Source organism: Hymenobacter segetis, from assembly GCF_038448715.1.
GTDB classification, from domain to species: Bacteria; Bacteroidota; Bacteroidia; order Cytophagales; family Hymenobacteraceae; genus Hymenobacter; species Hymenobacter segetis.
Genome location: NZ_JBCEVZ010000043.1, coordinates 22317 through 44549 on the forward strand (window position 1 = coordinate 22317; position 22233 = coordinate 44549).

The following is a 22233-nucleotide window of genomic DNA, read 5'->3' on the forward strand; positions in this document are numbered from 1 at the left end:
ACTAGCCATTAGCCATTAGCTTTCAAATAAGCGCTTCTGAAAGCGGCTTACCGCCGTCAGCAATCAGCTAACGGCTTAATTAGTTTTCCGCAGCAAATATACGAAGAAGGGTACCCCGAACAGGGCCGTGACCAGCCCCACCGGCAGCCCGGCCGGCGGGTAGAGCAGCCGTGCCAGCAGGTCGCAGGCCAGCAAAAAGGCCCCGCCCAGCACCGCGCACACCAGCAGATTGTAGCGCCCCGTGGTGCCCAGCAGCCCCCGCGTGAGGTGCGGCACCAGCAAGCCCACGAAGCCCACCGGCCCGCACAGCGCCACCACGCCGCCCGTGAGGCCGGCCGCCAGCAGCACCAGCAGCCAGCGCCGCCGCGCCACCGGCAGGCCCAGAGCAGCAGCCCGCTCCTCCCCCAGCAACAGCAGGTTGAGGTCTTTCTGCAAAAAAGCCAGCACAAACAGGCTGATAACCAGTGCGGCAGCCGGATACGGCAGCACATCCCACCCAGCCCGTTCGAAGCTACCAAACGCCCAGAACACCACGCTCCGCAGGCTGCCCTCGGGCGAGGCCAGAAAGGTGAGCAGGCTGCCCACGGCCGCCGCCAGCGCCCCCACGGCCACGCCCGCCAGCAGCAGCGGGGCGGGCAGAATTTTGCCACGCCGGGTGCCCAGTGCCACCACCAGCAGCGTGGCCGCGAAGGCCCCCGCAAGGGCGGCCACCGGCGGCAGATACACGCTCATAAACGTGAGTGACGGCACCAGAACATAGCAGGCAATAGCCCCTAAAGAAGCTCCCGAGGCCGTGCCCAGCAGGTAGGGGTCGGCCAGCGGGTTGGTGACGAGGGTTTGGAGGAGGTAGCCGCTCACGGCCAGGCTGGCCCCGGCCAGCAGCGCCAGCAGCAGACGCGGCAGGCGCAGCTGCACCAGCACCAGCTGGGCGGGGTCGGCAGGGTTGTAGTGCTGGAAGGTGTTCAGGATGAAGCTGTACGACGTAGCGTAGCTGCCCACGCGCAGGCCCAGTACCAGCAGCGACAGCGCGAGCAGCAAGCCGATTATCAGCCACAACGCAGGACGACGAACCGGCATCAGCGGGCGGGAATGGGTGGTTTGGGCGGAGCCTGGTTCAGCAAGCCTTGCAGCTCGCGCACCGACTCGACCACACGGGGACCGGGCCGCTCCATGAGGTTGCCGGTGATGGGGAACACGCGCCGGTTTTTATACGCATTGATGCGCCGTAGCTCGGGGTAATTCTTGAAAAAGGTGCTGTCCAGCTTCCCGAAGTTGCCGCCGAGCAGCACGTCGGGATTCAGCTTGAGCACGTACTCGCGGGTGAGAGCCGGGTAGGGCTGCGGGAAAGTTTCGGTGATGGCATTGCGCCCGCCGGCGAAGCGAATCTCATTGGTGAACAGCGTATTCTGACCGTAGCAATAAATGGGGTCGAGCCAGGTAATGGCCAGCACTTTGGGGGTTTTGGCGGGGCGCGCGGCTGAAAGCGTGAGCTGCCGGAGCTGCTGCCGGAGCGAGTCCGTCAGGTGCCGGGCCTGGGCGGTGCGGCCCAGCAGGCGGCCCACGTCGTCGATGCCCTTGAACACGTCCTCCACGCGGCGGTAGCGCTGGAAATATACCGGAATGCCCAGGTCCTGGAGGCGTTTGGCGTCATCGACGGAGGTAATGCCTTCGATGGTGAAAACCACGTCGGGCTTCAGCAGCACCAGCTTTTCCAGGTCGAGCGGGTAGTTATTCACCACCGGCTTGCGGTAGACGGCGGCGGGATAATCGTCCTGTGGCACGCGGGCAACGATGGTGGCGGTATCGGCCACGGCAAACAGCATTTCGGTCATGCTGGGGGCTAGGGCCAGTACGCGGCTCGGATGGGCGGGTATTTTCATGGACCGGCCCAGGTCGTCGCGCACCTGCACGGTGCCCGTTTTCCCGGCCTCGGATTGGCAACCCAGCAGCAGGGCCAGGGGTAAAAGCAGCATCAGAACACGCATGGCGCAAAGGTAGGCGAGCGGCCCCACGGCCCGGCGCGCCGGTATACCTTTGCCCTTCCCCGCTTCAATCTCCGCTCCCATGATAGTAGTCACCGGCGCAGCCGGCTTTATTGCCAGCTGCTTAGTTTCCCGCCTCAACGCCGCCAATTTCAACGACATCGTCGTGGTGGATAATTTTTCCATCGAGAAGAAGCTGCCCAATATCGAAGGCAAAAAGCTGCGCGAATACGTGGACCGCGAAACGTTTTTCGACTGGCTCGATGCCAACCACGAACAGGTGGAATTCATCTTCCACCTCGGGGCCCGCACCGATACCACGGAGATGGACCCGGCCGTGTTCGATGTATTAAACTTGAACTATTCCAAGCAGATGTGGCAGGCCTGCGTGAAGTATAATCTGCCGTTGGTCTACGCCTCCTCGGCCGCGACTTATGGCGACGGCACGCTGGGCTACACCGATACCGACGAGGCGCTGTTCCCCCTCTACCGCCCGCTGAACCCCTACGGCGATTCGAAAAACGACTTCGACAACTGGGCTTTGCAGCAGGAAGAAAAGCCGTATTTCTGGGCCGGATTGAAGTTTTTCAACGTGTACGGGCCGAATGAATACCACAAGGGCCGCATGGCGTCGGTGATAATGCACGCCTTCCACCAGATTCAGCAGTCGGGCTCGATGATGCTGTTCAAATCGCACAACCCTGACTACACCGACGGCGGCCAGATGCGCGATTTCGTGTACGTGAAGGATGTGGTGGAAGTATGCTTTTTCCTGCTGAACCACCGCACGCATTCCGGCATTTACAACCTGGGCAGCGGCCAGGCCCGCACCTTCCTGGACCTGGCCTTGAACACGTTCAACGCCCTGGGCCGCACGGCCGATATCCAGTTCCGGGACACGCCCGAGGATATTCGCGATAAATACCAGTACTTCACCGAGGCTGATATGAGCAAACTCAAAAGTATTGGCTACGACCGGCCGTTTACGCGTCTGGAAGATGGCATTGCCGATTACGTGCAGAACTACCTCGTGCCGGGGCGGTATATGTAATACTCCCGTTTGTCATGCTGAGCGAAGTCGAAGCATGACGTTCTTTGGTTCCGCTCTATTCAAATACCTCTCCGCCCGTGCCCCAACTTGCTCGTCCCGTTATTACCGTTGTGGGCGGCGGCTTCGCGGGCACGGCGCTGGTGTTGCAATTGCGGCGGCAGCCGGCGTTGGCTGCGGCTGAAATTCATCTCATTGAGCCGCGCGACGTACCCGGCCCCGGGCTGGCCTACACCGCCCGCCGCCCCGAATACCTGCTCAACGTGCGCCCCGGCGGCCTGAGTCTGTACCCGGACGAGCCCAACCATTTTGCCGACTGGCTGCAAACCCAACCCGAAAGTGCCGCCGGACTGCCGGAATTCGCTTCCCGCGCCGCTTATGGCCGCTACCTGCGGGAGGAGCTGGCGCAGGAATTAACCACGGCCGCCGTGCGCTGGCACCACACTACCGCCGTGGCCGCTCCGCTCCTGCCCGATGGCCGGCGCGCCGTGCTGTTGGCCGATGGCACCATAATCAGCAGTGATATCGTGGTGTTGGCTCTCGGCAACTTCCCGCCCCCGCCCCCCACCGGTCCCGACCGGCGCTACCTCCAGCACCCCGGCTACCACGCCGACCCGTGGGCCATCGGCAACCTGCGCCGCATCGGCCCCGATGAAGAAGTACTGCTCATCGGCTCGGGGCTGACGGCGGTGGATGTGCTGCTAGCCCTGCGCCAGGATGGGCACCGCGCTCCCATTACCGTAGTGGCCCGGCACGGGCGCTGGCCCTCGGCGCATGGCCCGCTCATGGCTCCCTACCCCAGCTTTTATCCCGAACTGGCCCACGAAACTACCGTGACGGGTGTGGTCGCGGTGTATAAGCGGCACCTGAAACTGGCCGCCGCGCAGGGCCTCGACTGGCGGCCGGTGCTGGATTCGCTCCGGCCCGATTTGGGCCGCATCTGGGCGGCGTGGCCGCTGGCGGAGCAGCGCCGGTTTCTGCAGCATCTGGCGGGATTGTGGGCCGTGGCCCGGCACCGCAGCCCACCCCAGAATGCGGAGGCAGTGGCCGCCCTCACGGCCGCCGGGCTGGTCCAGCTGCACATTGGCACGGTGCGCGAGATTCTGCCTGAAGGCAACCGGCTACGGGTGGGCGTGCGAACTCATAGCCCAGAGACTTGCTGGCATACCGCCGACCACGTCGTCAGCTGCGCAGGGCCGCTACTGGACTACACCCGCATTGCCGACCCATTGGTGGTGAGCCTGCGCGAAGCCGGGGACCTTACTCCCGACCCGTTGCACCTGGGCCTGCTGACCGATGCCCACGGCGCGCTGCTGAACGCTGCCGGGGCGGTTTCGCCGGGCCTGTTCACGCTCGGCCCCAGCCGCCGGCCGGCTTATTTTGAGTCGACGGCGGTGCCGGAATTGCGGCAGCAGGCGGCGGCGCTGGCAGCCCATCTGGCACAATAAAAAAGCCCTCGAAATAGAATTTCGGGGGCTTTGCATACCGGTTTTGGCTTGTGGTTAGGCCGCCATGTTTTGCTGGCCGGGATAGAGCGGCAGCACGGTGGCCTCGTCAGCAAAGAAGGACGAAGAAGTGGCATTAACTGCGGGAGCAGCGGCCGGGTCGCTAGCGTGATGGCGTAGGGCACGCATCAGCAGGTAGCGGTATTTCTCGGCATCGGCCACGGCTTGCTCGATGGCATTCAGAGCGGCATCATAGGCTACCACCGGCTGCAATTCGCGGCGCGGGCGGCGGGCTTCAAACACTTGGTTTTTGAGGTATTCGGCGGCGGACTTCATAGCGGAAAAGCGGCTGTATTTAGGTCATATGACAGCGCACTTTATTAACTCTAAAATCCTCGTTTTCATTCCACAAAGCAATGTTTTACCACTTTTTCAGCAAGCAAAATCGCAGTTAAAATCTCACGGATTTTAACTGCGATTTTATCATTTATCCAGCTCTTTTCTCAGGCAATTTTCAGCACCACTTTGCCAAATTGCGCGCCCGCGTCGAGGCGGCGCAGGGCGGCTTCTCCTTCGGCCAGCGGGAAGATTTCATCAATCACCGGCACCAGTTTTTTCTCGCTCACCAAGGCCAGCATGTCCTCAAAATCCTGCGCCGTGCCCATGGTGGAACCCAGGATGCTGAGCTGCTTCCAGAATATTTTGGCGGGCGGCACATCGGGGATGTTGCCCAGCGTGCCGCCGTAGAACACGATGCGGCCGCCGGGCGTGGCCGCATCGAGCAGCGCCCCGAAAGCCGCCCCCGCCGCGCTGTCGACGATGACATCGAACGCGCCGCCAGCTTGATGGGTGAGGGCTTTCACCCAGTTTTCGGCGTTGTAGTTGATGCCGCCTTTGGCTCCCAGCGCCTGGGCGCGGGCTATTTTTTCCTCGGAGCTGGACGTTACCCACACCTCGGCACCCCGGGCCACGCACAGCTGCACGGCCGTGATGGCCACGCCGCCGCCCACGCCGGTTACCAATACCCGCTCGCCGGGCTGCACTTTGGCGCGGGTGAAGGCCGCCCGGTATGCCGTGAGGCCCGCCAGCGGCAGCGCCGCCCCCTGCTCGAAGCTGAGGTGGGTCGGCAGCGGCCGGATGTATTGGGCCGGCAGGGTGATGTATTCGGCAAACGTGCCGGGGTCGGGCATGCCGAGGACCACGAAATCGCGGGCCTGGGCGCGGGGGTTAGTGCCCCAGCGCAAGCCCGGGTTGATGAGGACGCGGGTGCCCACGGCCGGCGCATCGGCGGGCACGTCGGGGCCGTGGGCGGCTACTTCGCCCGCGCCATCGGCCCCGAGGGTGCAGGGCAACTTGATGCCGGCATACTTGCCCTGCTGAATGAACACGTCGCGGTGGTTGAGGGCGGCAGCGTGCAGCTTCACGAGGATTTCGCCGGGGCCGGGCGTGGGCGTAGGCACTTCGCGCACAACGGCGGGCTGGTGGATAGCATCGAGCTGGAGAGCTTGCATGGGTTGTTTTTGGGTTTTGGATTAGTGGCGAACAATAAGGAACGTCATGCAGAGCGCAGCGAAGCATCTTTACCGTGGAAGCATATCATTTACTACCGAGGTAAAGATGCTTCGCTGCGCTCTGCATGACGTTCTACATATTAATAACAGACTACACCGTCTCCATTTTCTCCCCGCCCTTGAGCCCGATAAACGCCAGCGGGCCGGCGATGAACAAGCCAGTGGCCAGCCCGCCGAGGTGGGCCGCGTTGTCGATATTGCCGGTGAGGCCGGAGAGCAGGTTGCTGAGCACCAGGTAGAGCACCAGGCCCAGCATGGCGCGGCGGTCGGACTTATCGAGCACCAGCTTCTTGCCAATCAGCAGGGCCAGCAGCAGGCCGTAAAGGCCAAAAATGGCCCCGCTGGCGCCCACGGAATTAATGCCCTGGGTATTCCACCACAGACTGGCCAGGCCACCGCCCACCCCGCAGGCCAGGTACACCAGCAGCAGGCGCAGCGGCCCCACCCGGTCTTCCACCAGCAAGCCCAGCAGCCAGAGCGAGAGGATATTCAGCAGCAAATGCGAGAGGCCGGCGTGCACAAACATGTAGGTGAGCAGCCGCCAGGGCTGGCCATACAGCGTGAGGTCGGTGACGTTGGAACCCCAGCGCACGAGCTGCTGCGCGGTGGGGTCGGAGGCCGGTACGCCGTTGAGCATCATCAGGCCGAATATCAGCAGGCAGGCATCAATCAGCAGAGGCGTGGCCAAGAAGCGGCGCGAAGGGATGAGCAGCCCGCGCAGCAAATCGCCCAGCAGCTGGGGCCAGGTTTCGTGCTCGGTTTCGGCTTTGGCGGGTGGCGGCACGGGGCGGGCGGTGTCGGGCAGCAGGCCGCGCCGGTTGAGCTCGGCCACGGCGGCGGCCCCCACGGCGGGCGGGTAGCGGGCCGAATTCTGGGCCAGGTACAGCAGCTCGGCTTCGGGCTTCTGGGCAAAAAGCTGGGCAGCCAGCGCGGCCGTGGAGCCGGGGGCGTGGTCGGGAGGAGATGGTTCCATTAGAAAGCCGGACGCGGCAAGGAGTGCGCCAGCTTCCCCAACCGGCCAATTTGCCAGATGTTGGAAACTGAGGTCCGAGGACCAACTCCCCTCCTTACCAAGGAGGGGACGCGGCCGCGAAGCGGACGCTGGGGTGGTTGTGGCGTTGGGTGACACTGAGTAGCAACCAAAACCCCTTGAAATACCTGCTCAACGAAGCGGCCACCCACACCCCCCGTTTCAGCTTCACTGAAACATCCCCTCCTTACCAAGGAGGGGGGTTGGCTACCCTCCCGCTATAGCCGCACCCGGCGCACGATGGTATTATAAGGCTGCCCCGTGACCGGCGATTTCGGCAGCAGGCCGGAGAGCAGGTCGCTGACATCGGCGGTGCGCTTGCGGGTCTGGTCGTTTTCGTAGCTCTGGGGGTTGTTGGCTACTATCAGCAGGTCGTTCAGGCCTTCCTGCTGCTGTTGGGCCACGCGGGTCATGATGTCGAGATGGTCGCTCATGGCTGGGCCGAATTTATAGCTGTAGCGCAGGGCCTTGTTCCACTGCTCCCAGGTGGCTCCTACTGCCTGGATGTGGCCGGGCAGGGCCGCGTCGAGCTGGCCCCGGCGGGCCTGGTTCATCACGTATTCGGTCTGGGTTTCGGCCGTCCAGAAGCGCTTGGCCAATTCGCGGTACTGGCGCAGGGGCATGGCCTCCTTAGCCGCAGCGGCCCGCTCGGCGGCCGGAATGCGCTGCACCTGCCGCTGCACGCTGGCCACCACGGCCGGCCCGAAATCGGGAATGGTGGAGGTGGCAACTTCCGTGAGGCGGGGTGGCGCTTTGGGTTTGGCCGGGGCGGTGGTGGCAGGTGCGGGGTCATTTTTGTGGTTGATGAAGTAGAGCACGCCCAAGGTCAGGGCCAGCACTACGGCCACGGCCAGTACCAGCGGACCGGTTGGCAGGCCGCGGGTGGGTGGCGCATATGCTACTTCGGCTGGGGCGGGTGCCGGCTGGGGCAGCGCCACGCCCCGGCGGCGCAGCTCGCGGCGGGCTTCGGCCACAATGTCGGGCTGGTAGTGGTCGGGGTTTTCGATGAAGAACTGGAGCTCAGCGTCGGTTTTCTGATGGTAGAAGTCGGTGATGGAATCGGCCACGGCAAGTGGAATATTGGGTGAAAAGGAAAGTTCTCAGCAAGATGGCAAACGCCGCGCAATCTACCGCGCCCAACCGTGCGGGCCGGCCGCCGTAAACCCAACCACGGGGCTGCTACCGCGCCTCCTTCATCCTTCTCATTTCCTCTCAATCATGCCTGACCCCACGCAAAACCCCACCGACCCGCAGCCCGACTACGCGCCCACTTCCAGCACCCCCGACGATACTTCGGAGCAGGAGGCCACCGTGAACGCCACGCCCGACAAAGGGCCTGACGAACAGCCCCGCACCGGTACTACCATCCCCAGCAGCACCCAGCAGAACATGGGCGACGGGGCCGGCATTCGCGGCGACTACGGCGACGCCAGCCAGACCAACGGCCTCGAAGGCGGCCCCGATACGCCCGACCAGCCGATGACTGACACCGAACTGACGGGCTCGTAAACCCGGCAACAGCAAAATAGAACGGTCATGCCGAGCGCAGCCGAGGCATCTCGCATGTGGTAGTAATTCCATCGCAAGGAAAGATTTACTGTCACACGCGAGATGCCTCGGCTACGCTCGGCATGACCGTTCTCATAACCGTTCTTCATTAAGCAGCAATCAGACTGCGGGGCTTAATGGCGTAATTTGCGGCAATTATTCCTGCTGCTGATTTTCCCTTGATGCGTCGTTTCCTTTCCGCTGGTCGGTTTTTGTTTTTTCTGGTGCTGCTGAGTGGTTTCTGCGGCTCACTGCCCACCCTGGCCCAAACGGCGGCCGACTCCACCGAAGCTCTGCCCCCGCCAAAGCGCGAATTGCGCGGCATGTGGATTGCCACCGTCGAAAACATCGACTGGCCCAACCAGCGCGGCGAGGCCCCCGAGCAGTACCGCCGCGACTATCGCCGCCTGCTCGATGCCGGCCAGCGCGCCGGCCTCAACGCGGTGTTCGTGCAGATTCGGCCCGCCTCGGATGCCTTCTATAAATCAGACCTGGAGCCTTGGAGCAAGTGGCTGACCGGCGTGCAGGGCAAGGCCCCCGCCGGCGGCGACGACCCCCTGCCCTTTCTCATTACCGAGGCGCACCGGCGCGGCATGGAGTTCCATGCCTGGTTCAACCCCTACCGCGCCACCATGGATTCGGTGACGCGCCGGCTGGCTGCTAACCACCCCTACCGCCAGCATCCGCAATGGTTTTTGCGCTATGGGGGGCAGCTGCTGTATAATCCCGGCCTGCCGGAGGTACGGACGCACATCACTCGCGTGATTATGGACGTGGTGCGGCGCTACGACATCGACGCGGTGCATTTCGATGATTATTTCTACCCCTACCCCGACCCGGGAAAGGTGTTTCACGACGAGGCAGCCTTCCGCGACTTCAACCCCGACAGTCTGAAAAAGCTGGCCGACTGGCGGCGGCAGAACGTCAACATCCTCATCCACGACCTGCACGACAGCATTCAGAGTGCCAAGCGCTGGGTGAAATTTGGCATCTCGCCGTTTGGGGTGTGGATGAACAAGTCGAAGGATTTCCCGCAGGGGTCTGATACGCGGGCTGGGCAGCCGTCGTATTCGAATTTGTATGCCGATACGCGGCTGTGGCTGGAAAAGGGCTGGATTGACTACGTGGTGCCGCAGCTGTACTGGAGCTCGAACTTCCGCCTTTGCCCCTACCCCGTGCTGGTAAAATGGTGGGCCGAGAACCACTTCGACCGCCACCTGTACATCGGCCACGGCACCTACCGGATGCTGGAAAGCACCCGCTCCGACACCACCTGGCGCAACGCCCGCGAGCTGCCCCGCCAGATTCGGACCAATCGCGCCACCGACGGCGAGGCCATCGGCAGCGTATTCTTTTCGGCCAAATCGGTGCTCACCAATCCCCTTCACACCACCGATTCGTTGCGGCAGGACCTGTTTCGCTACCTGGCCTTGGTGCCGGCCATGCCCTGGAAAGACGCCACCCCGCCCCTGCCGGTGACCAACCTCACCCTGCGCCGCCTCAGCCACTACGTGACCCTGAACTGGCAGTCCGGCCCGCCCGCCGCCGACGGCGATGCGGCCACCTACTACGTCCTCTACCGCTTCGAGCCCACCGAGGCCAGCACCCCCAACGACCCGCGCCGCATCCTGGCGCTGCCCCGGCCGGCCCCCGGCTTCCCCGCCACCTACGTGGACACCACCGCCGTGCCCGGCCAGGCCTACGCCTACTACGTAACGGCCGTGGACCGCCTGCACAACGAAAGCCGGCCCATGCGCGTCATCACCACCGGCCAGCAATCGGCGGAGCTGGCCTTGGGCCAGGCCCCCGGCGGCGCGCCCCGGCCAGCGGCTCCGGCCGTGGCCACGCAGCCCGCGCCGGCAGCCCAGCGCCCCACCATCCGCCTCAACGCCCCGGCCGATAAGCCCGAGGCTTCGGCACCGTTCTCCAAAATCAAAATCAAGGAGAAGCCGGCGAAGAAGAAGGGCTTTTTCGCACGGTTGTTTGGCGGAGGGTAATGCTCGCCCTGTCCCTTCGGCTAACATGCAAAAGCGGCCTTCCCCAATGGAGAAGGCCGCTTTTGCATGTTAGCCGAAGAAGGTTAAGTCCTTACAGCGTCTTGTACTCGAAGCGCACGCGGGCGTTGGAGCCGGCCGAGCTTTGCTTCACGCTGAGGATGCGCAGCAGGGCAAACTCGGCGGCGCGAATGCGTACGGCGTACACGTCGCCAGCCGCTACGGGGCCGAGGTCGGCGCTGACGCTGGCGGCCGAGGCCACGCCGTTGGCGTAGAGGGCCGTGCCCACCGCGTTGGCCGTGGGCGCGGAGTAGAAGCCCCGGTCAAGCTGCAAAGGGGTGATTTTGGTGTAGCGCGTGGTGTTGGCGGCCGAGAGGTACACGCCGCCGCTCACGCCGCTCACAAACAAATCCTTGGCGGTAGCCGGGTTGGCGGCCGGCTCGATGAGGCCGGTGCGCAGGTTGAAGGCTAGGGAATCGGGCGTAGCATTGGGGCCGCCGCTGATGCGGCCGGTGCGCAGCGTGGCCAGCGCCGTGGGGTTGGTCACGTTGATGGGCGGGGCCGTGACCGTCACGGCCTGCACCGCCCCGTAGGCCGTGAAGGAATAGGTGACGGGCTGGCCGTTGGTGTTGCGCGGAATGGTCACGTCCACGGTGCGGGTGTTGGCCGCACCGTTCGAGGGGTTCCGAATCACGCCCACCCGCACCGGCGCACCGGTCCCGATGCGGTAGAAGGTGGTGAGGCTGTCCACGGCCTTGAACAGCGGGTTGGCGGCCGTGAGCACGGCCGGCGGCGTGGGCAGCGCCCCAATTCCGGTTTCGTTGGTGATGAGCGAGTAGCCGATGATGTCGCCCTCGCTCTGGGCCGTTGCGGCCAGCGTGTTGCGGTAGGTGGCCGGCGTCGCGCCAAACTTAAGGGTGATGGGCTGGGCCACGGTGTAGGTGAAGCGGCGCAGGCGCTTGGCCCCGTTCTGGAAGGTCAGGGTCACATCCACGCGCACGGGCACGCCGTTGGCGGCATTGGCGGGCACCGTATAGGGCACGGCCTGGGCCAGCAGGCCCCCACTGGCATTGAAGGCCCCGTTGGCTGGGTACACGCCGGTCTGCACCGAGTCGGCCTTGTTTACCACCTGAAACACGGTGATGTCGCGCAGCTGGTCAGTTTCGTTATAGGTCACGTAGAGCGGCACGGCATCGCCGGGGGCGTAGCGGGGGCTCAGGGGCACGCGGGGCAGCCCCAGCCCGGCAAAGCCCGAATCCGACGACTCGTTGGTCGGGGCGTGGAAATAGTCGTCGAGCTCGTTCTTTTTGCAGCCGCCGAGCAGCAGCCCCAGCACCGGCAAGGCCAGCAGCAGGTTTTTGGTTGAGAAGAAATTCATATCGGGAGGGAATGGAAGTTTAGAGGAAGATGGATTCGGCGCTCGCCCGTCATGCTGAGCGCAGTCGAAGCATCTCTACCGCAGCAGTAATTCAATTAAAAGGAATAGTTACGCAGTAGAGATGCTTTGACTGCGCTCAGCATGACCTTTCTGGCGAGGTCAGCCAAGCCCGCTTTACGGCCGGTCAAACCACAGATTCTTGGTGACGTACTCCTGGTCACCGGCCGTGGTGCCCACCGCCACGCCGGCCTCGTTGTAGAGGGCCGCGATGGCGTTGGGGTTCACCGTGACTTCGGTGGCTCCCGGCAACAGGCGGCGCGGGAACTTGTTGCCCGTCAGCGGCGGGATGGTGTTGCCGGAATACGTCGGGTACAGGAAGTTCACGTAGAGGTCGCTGCGGAAATCGTAGCGGCGCAGGTCCGACCACGAGTCCGGGTTCAGGAACATGGCAATGTATTTCTGCTCCATGATGTGGCGCAGCGTGAGGGCCGTTTCATTCTGGGGCAGGGCGGCGCTGGCCAGGTAGGCCGTAATCTGCCCGTCGAGAATGACCGGGAACGTGACGGCCGGGGGCGAATACGAGCCGCCCGCGCCCACCTTCTTCATGTGCGCCGTGATGCCGGCCCGCAGCGCATTGAAAGCCCGGAGCTTGTTGCCGGCCAGGAAGGCCGCCTCGGCCTCAATAAACTTCAGCTCGTGGTAAGTGATGGCCTCGTAGTAGCCCAGGTCGCGGGCGTACCAGCCACCGTAGAAATCGGTGATGTTGGTAGTGCCCGGCGTGAGGTTGGCCGTGGTGCTGGTGCCCCGGCCGGGGTCGATGCCCTGACTGTTGGTGGGCGTGAGGATGCCGAAGCGCGGGTCAATCACGCCGGGGTAGGTGGTGCCGTTCAGGTACTTCACGATGTTCGACGAGAACGTGGCCGTGCCAAAGTTGGCCCGCGTCACCCCAAAAATATTGGTCGTGTTCGAGAGCGGGGCAATGGCCGTCTGGAAGTTAATCTGGGCATCATCGGCCGTGCTCTGGAAGGCTTTGTCGCAGAGAGCCAGCACGGCGTTGGGGTCGTAGCTGGTCTTTTTGGTGAGGTGCTGGGCCTGGCGGGCCTTCAGGGCGTAGGCCAGGCGCACCCACTTGGCGGCATCGCCCTTGTAGAGGATGTCGCCGCTTTCGCTGGGCGAGGTGCTGTAGAAGGGGCGCACCTGGGCGCTGGCGGGCTTGCTCATTTCCACCACGCCCTCGTCGCAGAGCTTGTTGATGGTGGCGTAAATCTGCTGCTGCGAGTCGTACTTGGGCGTGAAATTGGCCCCGCCTTGGTAGGCTTCGGAGTACGGAATATCGCCCAGCATATCGGTGGCATGGGCCAGAATCATGGCCTGCATAATCTTGCCCGCCCCGATGTAGTACACCGAACCCTCGGCCTCCGCCGCCTTCTGCATGGTCGGGATGTTGCCGCCCGACTGGAAGTAGGAGTAGTTGAAGGTGTTTGTGCTTTGGGCGTTGGTGAAGAAATACTGGTCGTTGCCGCCGCTGTTGGCCGTGCGGCTCACCACGTACTGCGTGATGTAGGGCGTGCGCAACGCCGTGAACATCTGCGTCTGAATGCCATTGGCAATGATGCCCGGCAGCAGGAAGTTGGGCGTGGAGACGACCGGGTTGTTGGGGTTGTTGTTCACGTCGAGAAACTTCTCGCACGCGGTAAGGGCCGGGAGGCTAAGTAACAGGCCGAAGCCTAGGATATATCTTTTCATCGGAGGAATTATTAGGATGTAGGGGCGGGGCTTGTCCCCGCCCGCAGTTCGCGCCACATGGGCATCGTTCAACGACGGGCGGGGGCAAGCCCCGCCCCTACTCGGTTAGAAATTGACCCGCACGGCCATGTCCACGCCACGGGTGGCGGGCACGTTGCCGAAGTCGAAGCCATTGGAGCCGCCGCCGCGCACGCCCGCGCCGGCCGCCGACGTTTCGGGGTCGGCCCCGGTGTAGCCGGTCAGCAGTATCAGGTTGCGGCCGGTCACGCTCAGCTCCACGCCTTTGATGTATTTGGTGGGGCTCAGCAGGCTGGCGGGCAGCGCGTAGCTGAGGGTGGCGTAGCGCAGGCGCGCCCACGAGCCATCCTCGATGAAGGCGGTGCCCACCCGGCCCAGAATGCTGGTGTAGTAGGTCTGGGTCAGCTCCACGGGGCGGGTGTTGGCGGAGTAAGTCACGCTGCCGTCAGCATTTTTCTTGATGGTGCCGTCGGCGTTGAGCGGGGCCACTACGCCATCGAACACCACCTGCTTGTAGCGGTCGGCGGTGCGCTGCGAGGTGCCCACGCCGGTCTGGTACCAGTCGTTGCCGTTCACCACTTTGCCGCCCACCCGGAAGTCGAACAGCGCGGCTAATGACAGGCCTTTGTAGGTGAACGTATTGGTGAGTTGCGTGGTGAAGCGCGGGGCACGGTTGCCGGCGTAGCCCAGAGTGGTGTTCACGCTGGGGTAGCCCGTCGAGCTCACGATGACTTTGCCGTAATCGGGGCTGTTGGGGTCGGTCACGCGGTTAAAATCGGTGGCCCCGATGCTGGAAATGGCCCGGCCGGGGAAGGCGCCGCCCTCGTGCACGTCGGTGATGAAGGCATCGGACTGAAACACCACCGTGAGCGGATAGGGCAGCTCTTCCACGCGGTTGGTGTTGTGGTAGAAGTTGGCAATGATGTCCCAGCTGAAATCCTTGCTCTTGACGGGCGTGCCAGTGAGGGCAATTTCCTGGCCCTCGTTGGTCACGATGCCGCCGTTGATGTACTGCAGGATGAAGCCGGCCGCCTGGCTCACGCGGGGCGCGATAATCTGGTCGGTAGTACGCGAGTAGTAGTAGTTGAAGTCCAGACCCAGGCGGTTTTTCAGGAACTGCAGGTTGACGCCGGCCTCGTAGGTGCGGGTGCGCTCGGGCTTGAGGTTGGGGTTCGAGCCGAAGAAATCATTACGGAAGCCGCCGCCGATGTAGGTGTTCTGGGCCAGCGCGGCCTGGATGCGGTAGGGCTGCGTGTCCTTGCCCACCTCGGCCACCGAGGCGCGTACCTTGCCGTAGTTCAGGATGTTGTTCTGCTCCAGGCCCAGGGCCTTGGTGAACTCATAGCCCAGGCCGGCCGAGCCGTAGAGGAAGCCCTTGCCGTAAATCTTGTTCTGGTCGGGGCGCGGCAGGGTCGACGACTGGTCGTAACGAGCCTGCAATTCCACAAACAGCTGGTTGAAGGCGCTCACGCTCAGACGGGCAAAGTTGCCAATGAGGTGGCGTGTATTGTCGCGCTGCAAGGCGCTGCGGTTCACGGTGTTGTTCAGGCCCACAAAGCCGGGGTTCTGGAAAATCAGGCCGATGTAGTCCACGGCCTGGTCCTTGTTTTCCTCAATCGTGTTGCCCAGGATGAACGTGCCGCCGAAGTTTGAGCTGAAATCATGCGTAAACGTGGCCAGCGACGTGGCCGTGATGAGGCGGAACTGGTCCACGGTTTCGGCCAGGCCGCCGTTCTGATTGCCCACCTGCGAGGTGCCCACGGCGCGCACCGAGGTGTTGCGCGAGGTGTACAAATCGGTACCGATGTTGTGGCTCAAAGTCAGCCATTTGGCGGCCTTGAAGCTCAGCTGCACGTTGCCGATGAAGCGGTTGGTGCGGTCGGTCTGCGGGTTTTTCTCAACGGTGAAGTAGGGGTTGTCGGCGTCGGCATCGGTGCCGTTGCCCAGGGCCAGCAGGCGGCGGCGCGAGCCATCGGGGTTGAGGTAGTTGCGGGCATCGTCGCCGCGCGGCCAGTTCAGCAAGCTCAGCAGATAGCCGCCCGACGAACCGAACAGGCCCGGCCCCTGAATGGGCCGCTCGCCGCCCGAGGTCAGGTACTGCGCCGAGCCGCTCACATTGAGCCGGGGCGAGATTTCGGCCGTGCCCGACAGGCGCACGGTGGTTTTGTCGTACTTGCTCTGGGGCGTCACGCCGCTCTGCTGCAGGTTGGAGGCCGACACGAAGAACGTGGCCTTATCCGAGCCGCCCGACATGTTCAGGAAGTTCTGGTAGGTGTAGCCCTTGCGGTAGAAGTTAGCCAGGTTGTCATACACCGGCTGGCCCGGCGTGAAGCGCGGCCCGAACGACACCCGCGTGGTGCCATCAAACACGCCGCCCGAACCCTGGCCGTACTGGTCCTGCATTTTGGGCAGGCGGTTCACCTCATCCACCGAAACCTGCGAGCGCACATTCAGCGTAGTGCGGCCGGAAGTGCCTTTTTTGGTCGTAATCACCACTGCGCCACCAGCAGCGCGCAGGCCGTAGAGGGCAGCGGCAGCCGGCCCTTTCAGCACCGTGATGCTGGCAATGTCCTCGGGGTTGAGGTCGCCGGCGCGGTTGGCCGCACCCACCGAGCGGCCCAGCAGGCCGTTGAACTGCGAGCCCGCGCCCGGCGCGGCGCTTTCCTGAAACGAGCCGTTGTCCATAATCATCCCGTCGATGACGAACAGCGGCTGGTTGTCGCCATCCAGCGACGTACCGCCCCGGATAACGATGCTGGCCCCTTCGCCCGGCGCGCCGCCCGAGGAGGTGATGTTCACGCCCGCCACCTTGCCCTGCAGGGCGTTCACCACGTTGGTCTGGCGCGAGTCGATGATGTCTTTGCTCTTCACTTCCTGCACGGCCGTCACCAGCTCGCGCTTGTTTTGGGCAATGTTGTAGGCCGTCACCACCACCTCATCGAGGCCGGTAGTGCTTTCCTTCAGGGCCACGTCGATGTTGCCGCTGGCATCCACCGTGCGCTCCTGCGACGTGTAGCCAATGAAGCTGAACACGATAACCGCGCCCGGCGCGGCCGATAAGGAATAGCGGCCGTCGGAACCGGTGGTGCTGCCGATGGTGGTGCCCTTCACGAGCACGGTCACGCCCGGGAGTGGGCTTTGGTCGGTGCCCGAGGTGACGGTACCCGACACAGTGCGGGCCGTCTGGGCCCAGCCGGGCGTGGCCAGCAGCAGGCCCAGCAGCAGCAATAATAGCCAGTATGTTTTCTTCATGAGAAGGGGAATTAGGGTGAGAAATTGGGGGTGAGAGTCAATAAAAAAGGCCGGGACCCGGCGCGGTACGCGCTCAGGTTCCGGCCCTGGGTAAAGGCGGCAGGTGGCAACAGCAGGAAGCCGCGCAGGACATCGTATTCAGGACAAGAAGGGTGGGAAATGGAAATGAGGGGTCAAATGTGCGAAATATTCAGGAAACATTCAGCGGAAACCACGCCGCCTCATCACCAACAAATTAGCACATTCTATTTTATAATTATTTATTTTTCAATATTTATCAGCACAATATCACCCCTGATTTTCACCTGACAATCAAGCCCAAATGACCAAAGCCAATGCCCCAGGCGGGCCAGTCTGGGCATAGTTGCTCTATCGGGGCTTGCAGGGCTCTCGCCAAGCCATTCATCAGCAAACCATTCGGCATTAGGCAAGCATCAACTTTTTGCGATATTAGCCACCTCATCCTTCACTCTCACCTAACCCCTCTTTCCCATGCGAAACCCCTACTCATCTGGTAGCTCGAGCCTCCGTTGGACCGGGTTGCTATTTCTCCTGCTGCTGGCGGCCCTCTCGGCCGGCGCGCAAACGGCGGCGCAGCGCTACACCCTGCAAGGCCGCGTGACCGATGCCGGCGGCCAGGGCCTGCCCGGGGCCACCGTGCTGCTGAACGGCACCACGCTCGGGGCCTCGACCGGAGCCGATGGCGGCTACTCGCTGGAGGCCAGCATTGCGCCGGGCAGCTACACGCTCACCGTGTCGCTGATTGGCTACGCGGCCGTGTCGCGGCCCCTCACGCTGGGCGCGAGCCCGACGGTGACCACGGACGTGGCGCTGACGGAAGCCCGCCAAAAGCTGGACGAAGTGGTGGTGGTGGGCTCCACCATCAGCGCGCCGAAGCGGGAGCTGGGCAACGCCATCAGCACCATTCGGGCCGAGGACTTAGCCCAGAGCGGCTCGGGCGGGCTGCTGAACTCCTTGCAGGGCAAGGTGGCCGGCGCGCAGATTACCCAGAACTCGGGCGACCCGGCCGGCTCGCTCTCGGTGCGGCTGCGCGGGGTGCACTCGCTGCAAGGCTCGTCGGACCCACTGTATGTGATTGACGGCGTGATTGTGAGCAACGCCAGCACCAACGTGTCGCAGCTGGCGCTGAGCAACGACATCGGCGCGGCCAACCCCGGCCAGAACCGTTTGGCCGACCTCAACCCCAACGATATTGCCAGCCTCAACATCATCAACGGCGCGGCGGCGGCGGCCCAGTACGGCTCGCGCGCGGCCAACGGCGTGGTGCTCATCACCACCAAGCGCGGGCAGAGCGGCGCGGCGCGGGTGGCGGTGTCCACCAGCTTTAACATGAATGAGCTGCGGAAATCGGTGCCGGTGAATACCTACGGCAAGCAGTTTGGGGCCGACAATTTCACGGCGCTCGATAACCTGGGCCGGCCCGTACCCAGCGTTTTCCGGCTGTATACGATTGGTTCGGCGGCCCCCATTGCCTCCAATCCGGCCAACACTTTCCTGACCACGGTGCCGATTACCCGGGCCGGCACGACCACCCCGCTGGCTTCGAACCTGATTGACGTGACCCGCTACAACTACTTCGACCAGATTTTCCGGACTGGCTACGGCACCGATAACGCGGTGTCGGTATCGGGTGGCTCGGAGCGCACGCAGTACTACGTGTCGGCCAACTATTTGAAAAATGAGGGCATTATCAAGGGCACCGATTTCACGCGCTACAACCTGCGGGCGCGGGTCGACCAGCGGCTCACGGACTGGGCCAAAGTGTCGGCCGGCCTGAGCTACGTGAACAGCTTTTCGAACGAGAAAGCCAACGGCAACGTGTTCTACAGCCCGATTAACTCCATCAACATCACCAACAACATCTACGACATCACGAAGCGCGACATCAAAGGCGACCTGATGGCCGTGGAGCCTACCCGCGTCAATCCGCTCTCGACCATCGAGGACATGAAATTTACGCAGAGCGTGAACCGCACCGTGAGCGACGTGCAGGTGAACCTCACGCCTTTCAAAGGCTTTTCGGCCGACTACGTGCTGGGCGTGGATGCCTACTCGCAGGTGGGCCAGAGCTACATCCGGCCCTACCCTTACCAGGCCACGGCCGGCCTGCCCGCCGCCCGCTACCCGCTGGGCTTCGCGGCCAATGGCAACAACGCCGTTATCCAATTGAACTCCGATATCAACCTCGGGTACGAGTACCAGCTCAGTGAAAACCTGAAGCTGAACCTGCGCGCCGGCTACAGCTACCAGTACGCGCAGCAGGACTACACCACCACGCAGGGCCAGAACCTGGCCCCGTTCATCACCACGGTTTCGGGGGCGGGCAGCACCACGGTGGTATCGGCCTACAACCTCGACCGCTACGACCTGAGCGGCTACTACGGGCAGGCCACCATCGGCTTCCGCAACCTGGCATTTCTGACGGGTGCGGTGCGGCGCGACCGGTCGTCGAAGTTCTCGTCGTCGGAAACCAACCAGGTGTACCCCAAGGTGAGCGGCTCGCTGGTGGTGTCGGATTTCAGCTTCTGGCAAAACAGCGCCTACGCCAACTCCTTCAACAGCCTGAAGCTGCGCGCCAGTTACGGCGAGGCCGGCAACCTGACGGGCATCGGCTCCTACGACCGGTTCTACCAGTTCAGCCCGGTGGGCTTTTTGGGCAAGAACACCATCACGCCGGGCACGCAGCTGGCCAACCCCGCCGTGAAGCCCGAGCGCATGGCCGAGCTGGAAGGAGGCGCCGACCTGGCTTTCCTGCACGACCGCATCACGCTGGGCGTGACGGCCTACTACCAGAAAATCACCGACCTGGTGGTGAAGCGCAACCTGGCCCCGAGCTCGGGCGGCTCCAGCATTGTGAACAACGTGGGCACGATGGAAAACCGGGGCCTGGAGGTGTCGCTGGGCGGCACCCCCGTGAAAACGACTGATTTCACTTGGGACGTGGCCTTCATTTTCAGCCGCAACCGCAATAAGGTGCTAAGCCTGCCCGGCTCGAACGGCAGCGTGCAGGCCATTTCCATTGATAACGCGGCCGGTGCGCCGGTGTATCTGCTGGAGGGCCAGCCGGCGGGCGTTTTCTACGGCTCGGGCTACGCCCGCAACCCCGACGGCTCGCTGCTGCTCACGCCCCAGGGCTTCGCGCAGGACGAGCACGCCGTGGGCCAGGGCGTAGGCGCGGTGAGCTTCACGCCGGCCCGCGGCAGCGACGGCCAGCCGCCCGCCAGCTCCCCCACTGCCAACGTGCTCATCGGCAACCCCAATCCGAAATGGACGGGCTCCTTCAACACCAACTTCACCTACAAAAAGCTGGGCCTGCACGTGCTGCTTGATGCGGTGCAGGGCGTGAGCGTATTCAACGCCGACAAGCGCACCCGCCAGGGCGTGGGCCTCGGCGATTTGGCCGAGCAGGAATTGCGCGGCACACTGCCGCGCGGCTACATTTTCGCCATCTACAACACCCAGGAATTCCGGGTGGACGACGGCTCCTACGTGAAGCTGCGCGAGGTAGCGCTGAGCTACGGCCTGCCCACGTTCACGAAGTTCATTACCTCCCTGAACCTGTCGCTGGTAGGCCGCAACCTGTATTCGTGGGACAAATACAACGGCTTCGACCCCGAAACCAGCGCCGGCGGTGCCTCGGATTTGCTGCGGGCCATTGACTTCGGCAACGTGCCGATTCCGCGCACTTACCAGGTTAAGCTGGCGGCTACTTTTTAGGTGTAGCGCGGACTTTTAGTCCGCGCCTGAGCCGTTTCCGGCGCGGACTAAAAGTCCGCGCTACTCTCCCACCTTCCCGCAATTCATCATCATGAAGAAAATAATAACCCTCGCAGCCCTGGCCCTCGCGCTGGGCAGCTGCAACAAGGAATACCTGAACCCAAGCACCGCCAGCCAGCAGCAGGTGGTCACTTCCTCCGATGGCCTCATCACGCTTTGCAACGGCTTGCAGGCGCGCTACAGCACGGGCGGCCTGCTCAGTGTGCTGTATAATACGGTGGCGGCCGGCGGCCTCACCACCCGCGAGCTCACCGTCCTCAACCAGGGCAATATTGAGGAATTCAACGTGGGCCTCGGAGGCGGCAGCATCACCAACAGCAACGGCGTGGTGCGCAACCTCTGGACCCAGGCCAACTTGGTGAAATCCAACGCCGACCTGGTGCTGGCCAACGTGGGCAACGCGCCGGATGCGGGCACCCGCAGCGGCATCGTGGCCTACGCCAGCATTTTCCGGGCGCTGAGCATTGGCACGCTGACGCAATATTTCGAACAGCTGCCGCTGGTCACGCAGGAGAACGCGCCTTTTGTGCCCCGCGTAGATGCCCTGCGCAACGCCGTAGCCCAGCTCGAAGCCGCCGCCACGCAACTGGCCGCCACGCCGGTTTCGGCCGATTTCAACGCCAAGATTGTGCCCGGCATTGACTTACCGAACACCATTCAGGCCCTCATCGCCCGCTACAGCCTGGAGGCCGGCGACTACGACAAGGCCCTGGCCGCCGCCGGCCGCGTGGACCTCACCAAACGCTCCGTCCTCAACTTCGACGACAACACCCGCAACCCGCTGTTCGAAACGTCTTTTGGCAATAAGAACGTGTTTGAGCCCACCAACACCAACCTGGGCCTCACCGGCGCGCTGGCTCCCGAAACCGGCGACCGCCGCCTGCCCTTCCTGCTGCGCATCACCCCGCCGCCCACCACCACCCAGAACCTGGGCACTGGCTTCTACACCGCCAACAGCGCCCCCATTCCGGTGTACGTGCCCAACGAAATGCTCCTGATTCGGGCCGAGGCCTACGCCCGCAAAAACGACGTACCCAATGCCGTGACGGAGCTGAACAAGGTGCGCACCAGCACGGCCGCCGCTGCCACCACCAGCACCGGCCTGCTGCTGGCGCTGCCCGGCGCGGCCCTGCCCCCCTACGCCGGCCCCCTCACCACGGCCGACGTGCTCACCGACATCCTGCGCAACCGCGATATTGAGCTGGCCTTCCAGGGCTTCCGGCTGGCCGATAGCCGCCGCTTCGGCCGCCCCGCGCCGGGCACCACCGGGGCCGAGCGCAACCGCAATTTCTTCCCCTACCCCCGCATAGAGCGCGAAAATAATTCGCAAACGCCTCCCCTGCCCGACCCACAGTAAGGCAGTGGAGGGGGTGAAACGGGGCGTTGTGCCCGCTGGGCAGTGCGCTTGCAGTACCGACTTCCA

15 protein-coding genes are annotated in these 22233 nt (G+C 63.6%); 6 read left to right on the top strand and 9 right to left on the bottom strand.

Translation table 11 applies throughout. The features are described from left to right. Window positions 1–75: 75 nt before the first annotated feature. Together AAFH49_RS15725 and AAFH49_RS15730 are read right to left on the bottom strand one after the other, a co-directional pair. Window positions 76–1077: a FecCD family ABC transporter permease gene (locus AAFH49_RS15725; RefSeq protein ID WP_342299656.1), complete on the bottom strand. Its 1002-nt coding sequence runs from the start codon at window positions 1075–1077 to the stop codon at window positions 76–78. Next, complete coding sequence (locus AAFH49_RS15730; RefSeq protein ID WP_342299658.1) at window positions 1077–1985, bottom strand: ABC transporter substrate-binding protein; 909 nt, start codon at window positions 1983–1985, stop codon at window positions 1077–1079. Before AAFH49_RS15730 ends, AAFH49_RS15725 begins: the two co-directional genes overlap by 1 nt. Before the next feature lie 79 nt (window positions 1986–2064). Between AAFH49_RS15730 and rfaD the strand changes: the two genes are divergently transcribed. Together rfaD and AAFH49_RS15740 are read left to right on the top strand one after the other, a co-directional pair. Beyond that, window positions 2065–3033: an ADP-glyceromanno-heptose 6-epimerase gene (rfaD, locus tag AAFH49_RS15735; protein ID WP_342299660.1), complete on the top strand. Its 969-nt coding sequence runs from the start codon at window positions 2065–2067 to the stop codon at window positions 3031–3033. A gap of 77 nt (window positions 3034–3110) precedes the next feature. Next, window positions 3111–4478, top strand: coding sequence for an FAD/NAD(P)-binding protein (locus tag AAFH49_RS15740; RefSeq protein ID WP_342299662.1), 1368 nt, complete (start codon window positions 3111–3113; stop codon window positions 4476–4478). A 54-nt stretch (window positions 4479–4532) separates the two neighbouring features. On the opposite strand, the gene AAFH49_RS15745 is transcribed toward AAFH49_RS15740, so the two are convergent. The 4 genes from AAFH49_RS15745 to AAFH49_RS15760 form a co-directional block, all read right to left on the bottom strand. After that, window positions 4533–4811: a hypothetical protein gene (locus AAFH49_RS15745; RefSeq protein ID WP_342299664.1), complete on the bottom strand. Its 279-nt coding sequence runs from the start codon at window positions 4809–4811 to the stop codon at window positions 4533–4535. 167 nt (window positions 4812–4978) lie between these two features. Continuing rightward, complete coding sequence (locus AAFH49_RS15750) at window positions 4979–5986, bottom strand: zinc-binding dehydrogenase (protein ID WP_342299666.1); 1008 nt, start codon at window positions 5984–5986, stop codon at window positions 4979–4981. A gap of 151 nt (window positions 5987–6137) precedes the next feature. Continuing rightward, window positions 6138–7019 carry a rhomboid family intramembrane serine protease gene (locus AAFH49_RS15755; protein WP_342299668.1) on the bottom strand — a complete coding sequence of 294 codons (882 nt, stop codon included), beginning with the start codon at window positions 7017–7019 and terminating at the stop codon, window positions 6138–6140. A gap of 275 nt (window positions 7020–7294) precedes the next feature. After that, window positions 7295–8143 carry a hypothetical protein gene (locus AAFH49_RS15760; RefSeq protein WP_342299670.1) on the bottom strand — a complete coding sequence of 283 codons (849 nt, stop codon included), beginning with the start codon at window positions 8141–8143 and terminating at the stop codon, window positions 7295–7297. Window positions 8144–8294: 151 nt separating this feature from the next. Here AAFH49_RS15760 and AAFH49_RS15765 point away from each other — a divergent pair, with 151 nt between their 5' ends. Further along, a complete protein-coding gene (locus tag AAFH49_RS15765) occupies window positions 8295–8585 on the top strand; it encodes a hypothetical protein (protein WP_342299672.1) in 291 nt (96 codons plus the stop codon). Window positions 8586–8806: 221 nt separating this feature from the next. After that, the gene (locus AAFH49_RS15770) at window positions 8807–10621 is read left to right on the top strand and encodes a glycoside hydrolase family 10-like protein (protein ID WP_342299674.1); all 1815 of its coding nucleotides are present in this window, start codon (window positions 8807–8809) and stop codon (window positions 10619–10621) included. Between the two features lie 91 nt (window positions 10622–10712). Here AAFH49_RS15770 and AAFH49_RS15775 read toward each other — a convergent pair whose 3' ends face one another. The 3 genes from AAFH49_RS15775 to AAFH49_RS15785 form a co-directional block, all read right to left on the bottom strand. After that, on the bottom strand, window positions 10713–11996 hold the full coding sequence (locus tag AAFH49_RS15775) for a hypothetical protein (protein ID WP_342299675.1): 1284 nt from the start codon (window positions 11994–11996) through the stop codon (window positions 10713–10715). Window positions 11997–12170: 174 nt separating this feature from the next. After that, window positions 12171–13742, bottom strand: a complete 1572-nt coding sequence (locus tag AAFH49_RS15780; protein WP_342299676.1) for a SusD/RagB family nutrient-binding outer membrane lipoprotein — start codon at window positions 13740–13742, stop codon at window positions 12171–12173. 105 nt (window positions 13743–13847) lie between these two features. Beyond that, complete coding sequence (locus tag AAFH49_RS15785; RefSeq protein ID WP_342299678.1) at window positions 13848–17012, bottom strand: SusC/RagA family TonB-linked outer membrane protein; 3165 nt, start codon at window positions 17010–17012, stop codon at window positions 13848–13850. A gap of 492 nt (window positions 17013–17504) precedes the next feature. Between AAFH49_RS15785 and AAFH49_RS15790 the strand changes: the two genes are divergently transcribed. Both AAFH49_RS15790 and AAFH49_RS15795 read left to right on the top strand, forming a co-directional pair. Next, the gene (locus AAFH49_RS15790) at window positions 17505–20750 is read left to right on the top strand and encodes a SusC/RagA family TonB-linked outer membrane protein (RefSeq protein WP_342299680.1); all 3246 of its coding nucleotides are present in this window, start codon (window positions 17505–17507) and stop codon (window positions 20748–20750) included. A 91-nt stretch (window positions 20751–20841) separates the two neighbouring features. Then, on the top strand, window positions 20842–22167 hold the full coding sequence (locus tag AAFH49_RS15795; RefSeq protein ID WP_342299682.1) for a RagB/SusD family nutrient uptake outer membrane protein: 1326 nt from the start codon (window positions 20842–20844) through the stop codon (window positions 22165–22167). Window positions 22168–22233 lie beyond the last annotated feature (66 nt).